The organism is Vibrio sp. 10N.261.52.A1, from assembly GCF_002876325.1.
Taxonomy (GTDB): Bacteria; Pseudomonadota; Gammaproteobacteria; order Enterobacterales; family Vibrionaceae; genus Vibrio; species Vibrio chagasii.
The window spans coordinates 1-5,167 of sequence record NZ_MCYD01000509.1 but is presented as its reverse complement, the minus strand read 5'-3'; the positions used below and the strand labels follow the sequence as shown (position 1 = coordinate 5,167).

Below are 5,167 nucleotides of genomic sequence, written 5' to 3'. Positions count from 1 at the left end.
GACAGATTTTTATAGTTTTTATTAAGCTTTTGTTTCTGTAGCACGATTTTTGTCTCAAGGCTTTTTATGCAAGATAAAACTCTTGGGCATTGCGTTAGAACTGTGTATAAATGCTTAATCAAACGAAAAGAGAGACAGTTATGAAATTAGATAAAATCGAAAACAAAAGTCGTCGTCTACGTAAAAAGCTATACCTAGGTGAATTCGCGATTCTGGGCTTTGAAGTAAGCTGCAAAACATCGATTACTGATTTTGACCAATACGATGTGTTCATTGATGAATTCATCGACTTCATTGATAGCATTGGTCTGTGCTTTGGTGGTGGCGGCCTTGAGCTGTTTGAAGGTTTCTTATGTTCTGTTGAGCGCTACCGTTCAGTAACTGAAGCAGAACAACTTCAGGTTGCACAATGGCTTGAAGCGCGTGCTGAAGTAACGAAAGTTGAAGTCAGCGAGTTGATTGACGCAAACTACGCGTTCTAAATTGATGTTGTACTGTTAGCTTCACTTAGAGGCCTACACGGCTTTTAGAACGAGCAACAATACACCCAAACAGAGGCCGAATCGGTAAATCGATTCGGCCTTTTTGCGTTTTGACTTAGAGCAGGATGCGAAGCGGGTGAGGGTCGTGATTCAAAATGAGGTGGAGCAGGAAGCACCGAATGGTTCATTGGGTATCGGGACTAAAATCGCTCAGTCGATATTGATGCTGCATCACAGCGTATTAGAAACAACAAAGGCAGAGAACTCTTTTCAGCAAAGCTTTTACTTGCTTTCTGTGTAGTTCATTCTGCCTTTGTAATGAGCAGGGCGGTTTTGCGGCAGCCTGTTGAAGATTAAGGGACGTTACGCGTCTTTTTTCTCTTCGTTGCCTTCATTCACTTTTGCGTAGAAGTGAAGTAGCTCAGTGAGCTCTTTAACCCAACCAAACGCATCTTTTGGTGCGTTCTTTAAGATTTTCTCAACTTTCTCACAGTGAACTTCAATTGCGATCGCTTCTTCAAGGTTGAAAGAGATCGAGTAGAAGTGCCATAACAGCAGGCGAGTCATGCGTTCGATGTTTTGCTGTGAGTTATCTGATTCAGAGAACGCTAGGTTTACTTCACCAAGTGCAATTGCTGTCATTCGTAGCATTGCATCGAACTTCGCTGATTGCATGCGTTCTTCGCTAGTCACTTCTTCTTGTTCGAATGTGAATAGCTCTGTCATTGCGTCTTCAGGAACAAGGCGATGGATCATTCTTAAACTAAATTCTTCTAGTTCATGACGAGGCATGGTGATTAAACAATTTAAGGTGTAGTCGCGTTGCATGGTGTTCTCTTGATTCAGCAAAAAGGTCGGACAGTTTAATGGAGAAGCGAGCTTAGAAAAAGCAGATTTTAGATAAGCCTACCTTTGTAGGCTTATCTAGATGCCGCATACCTGAAAACTAGCGGAAATGGTGAATATAAACAGCGCTACGCTTTACTATGACTGGGCGGCTGATATTGCATGGATTGGTCGTTTCTCATAAAGATATTGCTCGCGACCAAGCTACCAATACAAATAGAACCAAGGGCAAGCCAGGTCATCGCATCTGGGATCTCGTTGAACAATGGAATCGCCAATAGTGTCGCAACGGCAGGTGTCGCACTGCCAAACGCAGCAGAACGCTCAGCCCCTAAGGTATTAACCGCATATAGGTAAGTGAATGCGGCAATTAAACCCGCTCCGACACCTTGTACTGCTGAATGAATGGCAAGCTCTGCAAAAGGCCATTGAGCGAAAGGTACATCCATTAAGTGACTAGGGAGTGTTCCTGTCAGGATAAGAAGGGCTAATAACAAAGTAGAGCAGAGAGAGATAAAGCCCGCACTGACCAAAGCATTTAAGTTGGCAACGCGAGCTGAGATAGTGAAGGTTGCCCACATTAAGCTCCCGCACAGGAACAGTAAGTGGCCTTTGGTGTGCTCAAAATTGAAGCTACTCAAACTGCTCCCCAAGAACAACACAATACCAAGTAACACCAAAGCTAGGCCAACGATTCGGTGGCGGCTAAGTGGTTGCTTGAAAAAGAGCACCGCAATCCCGGTTACAAACAGAGGTAGCGTGCCGGGCACTAAAGCACTTCCGTGAGAAACTGGAACGAATTGCATCGCTGTGCCAGCAACCAGCAAATAAGGCAGGCCACTGCCGATGAACATACCTGCTAAGTAACGGTTAGGCACTGCTGTAATGGTATTACGCGCTTTCCACACCAAAGGTAATAAGACCAAGGCAGGAATAAGAAAGCGTGTGATTGCGATGTCTGCGGGCGTTAAAGCTGAATTCGCACCGCCTTTAAGAGAAAGGAAAAAGCTTGCCCAGATGAGCAGAGTGACGGTAATTGATAGATAGCCAAGATTCATAATAAACAATGAAAGTGAATGATGATTCATTATGAGGGAGAGCACCTGCCTCAAGTTGGCAAGTTTGGTTCTAACTTGATCTATCATTGAGGATTTCTGCTAAGATTTCTTGGATTATTAACAAATTTAACTAATGGGTGGCTTTTGCTATGGACAGGATTGATAGGCATCTTCTCGAGTTGCTACAAAAGGACGGTAGATTGACCACGGCTGAGTTAGCAGATGAAGTCGGCTTATCCCCTTCACCTTGCGCGAGACGCATCAAAAGGCTAGAAGAAAAGGGCATTATCGACGGATATCGCGTGAGTTTATCTCGAGAGAAAGTTGGTGTGGCGATGAGTGTGTTTGTTGAGGTGAGCCTGAACAACCACCAAGAAGTGTCGATTGATAAGTTCGAAGGCGCGATTGTCGAGATGGAGGAGGTCATCAGCTGCCATGTTGTGTCTGGCGCTTATGATTATTTACTAGAGGTGGTTAGCCCGAACTTAATGGCTTATGAAGCATTTACTAGAAAACTTCAGCGGCTATCTAACGTCAAAGACATCCATACTCATCTAGCGATAAGGCAAGTAAAAGGTAATGCGCCGCTTCCGGTGTATACCGACTAACCCGATGGAAAGCTAGGTTGTTATTGGGAAGAGTGAGCTGAAAACGAAATGATTTGATCCTTGGTTAACAAAGCGAAGATGACTGAAGATCTTTCACAAGATGCCAAACTCAAGGCAATAAAAAACGGAGCACCTAGTGAAAGGTACTCCGTATATGATAGGTGCAAAACTTAGTGATACTTAAAGTTAGAGATTGAACAATCTCCAGTTTGTGCATTAATTCTGAATGAAAAAGCATGTGAATGATAATCCACACCGTCATTCCAGATTGTTTCTCCAAATATCTTACATAGCTCTAATTCACTTACTGAACCGAACTCTTCCATGTGTTTAGCTACAGATAAAAGCTTAGCTCTTATCTCTGCAGTCCATTCCGTGTTACTCAAGCAGTTGAAAGCCATAGTTTTTTGCATATTACCTAGCCAAAATGTTTCTTGTTATTAAGTTATATGAAGATTCATGATAACAATTTTTTTGCGTTTGTAAATCTATTTTGTGATGAATCTCTCACATAATTACTTGCATTGGTTGGAAATTGAACTTTGTTGTTGATAGTTAACACATTAGATTTACAAGTTATTGATAAAGCTTTGATTAAGGCTGGGTTGAATGCATTTTAATCAGACGCAGCTGATTTTGCAGATAAATCTAGCGAAGCGGTTCGTTTGACTGAACGCTTTCGCGTTCATTTAATTGGCGTGCAGCATCGATCATTGTGGCTTCCTGACGATACCTAAACGATAGTTGCCTGAACTTTTCACCCAGCACGCTAATGTCTTGCGAGAGAGACTGTGAGCTCTTCACATGTGACAGTGCGCTTGCTGATTGACGAGCAAGTTTTGCTTTATCGCATTGTTGAGCCATTGCTTCCCATAGTTGAGCAAGAGAACGAGCGCCTTCTAACTCGGTCGATACTACATAGGACTGTTTAAGAAGAACTTCGGATATATCGTAAGCGGTATTCATGTGGCTGTTGAGCTGTGTATTAAATCTTTGTTCATACTTTGCCCAAAGTTCAATGATTTGCTCTCCTGTGAAATGTTTAGACAGTAGGGTCTGTGACTCATAGGTTGAGAGAACTTGATTGAACTCTTTTGTGTATTGGTTATAACGGGTTTCAAAGGCGAGCTGACGAGCTAGCAGCGTTTGCCAACTCTCACTGTTACATTCACTGGCTATTACCACACTGGCACTCAAAGAGACGTTTGTGATCAGAACCTTAACCCAAAAACTCATGACCTTCCTCTACTTACGATGTTCTCAACATAGAGTATAGATGAGCTGATGCATGAGTTGATGTACACTGTAAATTCACTTCAAACGGATAAGCTGGTGGATTGAATGAAAAAAGCGCTGATCGCTTTACTTGTATTGTTAATTTTGGGTGGAGGAGGCGCAGCGTACTACTTCTTCATTATGAAGAAAGATCCTACGCCACCAGAAAAAGTTGAAGAGCCCGTTGTTGAAACTATGGAGCAACCTAAACCTGAATTAAAGCCTGTTATGGAACTACAGCCTGAGCCAGAGCAGACGGAGTTTTATGTGCAAGATAGAAAGCTTGAGGTGGTAGAACAGCCTGAGATTGATGGTTTGATAACGGATTACCTCTACAAAGGGGAAAAGGTCGAAGTACTTGAGAAGAAGGGCGATTGGGCACGTATTTCCGATTATATTGTTCTGAAAGAAGGTGGTCCACAAACAGCAGAGTGGGTTTCTATGTCTGGCTTATCGAATGATGAAGTGATCATTTCTGATAAGGAGAACCAAGAGATATTAGACTCTTACTTAGTTAAGTCCGACGATCTTAAGTTGTACCAAGAGAAATTTCGCAACTCAGTTGCTAAGTTGATTTCTGAAGGTGAGTGCGAACCAAGTGACTTTGAAGAGTTAGGTGGTTGGGTAAAATCAGTTCGGTATAGCGAGCGCGATGTTTACTTTATCTACTGCGGTGGTTTATCTCTTGAAAACAAAATTTATCTTGATGTAAATACCAATGAAATATTTAAAGATTAAGAGACGTCAAATTATTACCGTTGAGAATGTAAATAGTCGATAGACGTTAACTTATCAATTAAATAAAAAAGCCCACTCTGTAATAGAGTGGGCTTTTTTGTTGTTTGTTAAATTGGAAGGTTTCTCCATTTCTCCCTAATTTATATTGACTGATTTATGA

At 42.1% G+C, this 5,167-nt stretch carries 7 protein-coding genes and 1 pseudogene; 4 read left to right on the top strand and 4 right to left on the bottom strand.

Going from position 1 to position 5,167, the window contains the following annotated elements:
* Positions 1-140 precede the first annotated feature (140 nt).
* Together BCT81_RS06550 and BCT81_RS06545 are read left to right on the top strand one after the other, a co-directional pair.
* Positions 141-482 carry a YggL family protein gene (locus BCT81_RS06550; RefSeq protein ID WP_102423587.1) on the top strand — a complete coding sequence of 114 codons (342 nt, stop codon included), beginning with the start codon at positions 141-143 and terminating at the stop codon, positions 480-482.
* Between the two features lie 115 nt (positions 483-597).
* Positions 598-783: pseudogene (locus BCT81_RS06545) on the top strand (sensor histidine kinase); the annotation flags it as partial.
* 62 nt (positions 784-845) lie between these two features.
* On the opposite strand, the gene BCT81_RS06540 reads toward BCT81_RS06545, so the two are convergent.
* Both BCT81_RS06540 and BCT81_RS06535 read right to left on the bottom strand, forming a co-directional pair.
* The gene (locus BCT81_RS06540; RefSeq protein ID WP_008219313.1) at positions 846-1,310 is read right to left on the bottom strand and encodes a hypothetical protein; all 465 of its coding nucleotides are present in this window, start codon (positions 1,308-1,310) and stop codon (positions 846-848) included.
* A gap of 146 nt (positions 1,311-1,456) precedes the next feature.
* A complete protein-coding gene (locus tag BCT81_RS06535) occupies positions 1,457-2,386 on the bottom strand; it encodes a DMT family transporter (RefSeq protein ID WP_102423586.1) in 930 nt (309 codons plus the stop codon).
* Positions 2,387-2,535: 149 nt separating this feature from the next.
* Here BCT81_RS06535 and BCT81_RS06530 point away from each other — a divergent pair, with 149 nt between their 5' ends.
* Positions 2,536-2,994, top strand: a complete 459-nt coding sequence (locus tag BCT81_RS06530; RefSeq protein ID WP_102423585.1) for an Lrp/AsnC family transcriptional regulator — start codon at positions 2,536-2,538, stop codon at positions 2,992-2,994.
* A 170-nt stretch (positions 2,995-3,164) separates the two neighbouring features.
* Here the strand turns inward: BCT81_RS06530 and BCT81_RS06525 are convergent, their stop codons facing one another.
* Positions 3,165-3,407, bottom strand: coding sequence for a hypothetical protein (locus tag BCT81_RS06525; protein WP_004740110.1), 243 nt, complete (start codon positions 3,405-3,407; stop codon positions 3,165-3,167).
* Between the two features lie 235 nt (positions 3,408-3,642).
* Positions 3,643-4,230: a hypothetical protein gene (locus tag BCT81_RS06520; RefSeq protein WP_102423584.1), complete on the bottom strand. Its 588-nt coding sequence runs from the start codon at positions 4,228-4,230 to the stop codon at positions 3,643-3,645.
* Between the two features lie 105 nt (positions 4,231-4,335).
* Between BCT81_RS06520 and BCT81_RS06515 the strand changes: the two genes are divergently transcribed.
* Positions 4,336-5,007 (top strand): SH3 domain-containing protein, encoded by a 672-nt coding sequence (locus tag BCT81_RS06515; RefSeq protein WP_102423583.1) that lies wholly within the window; start codon positions 4,336-4,338, stop codon positions 5,005-5,007.
* Positions 5,008-5,167: the final 160 nt, after the last annotated feature.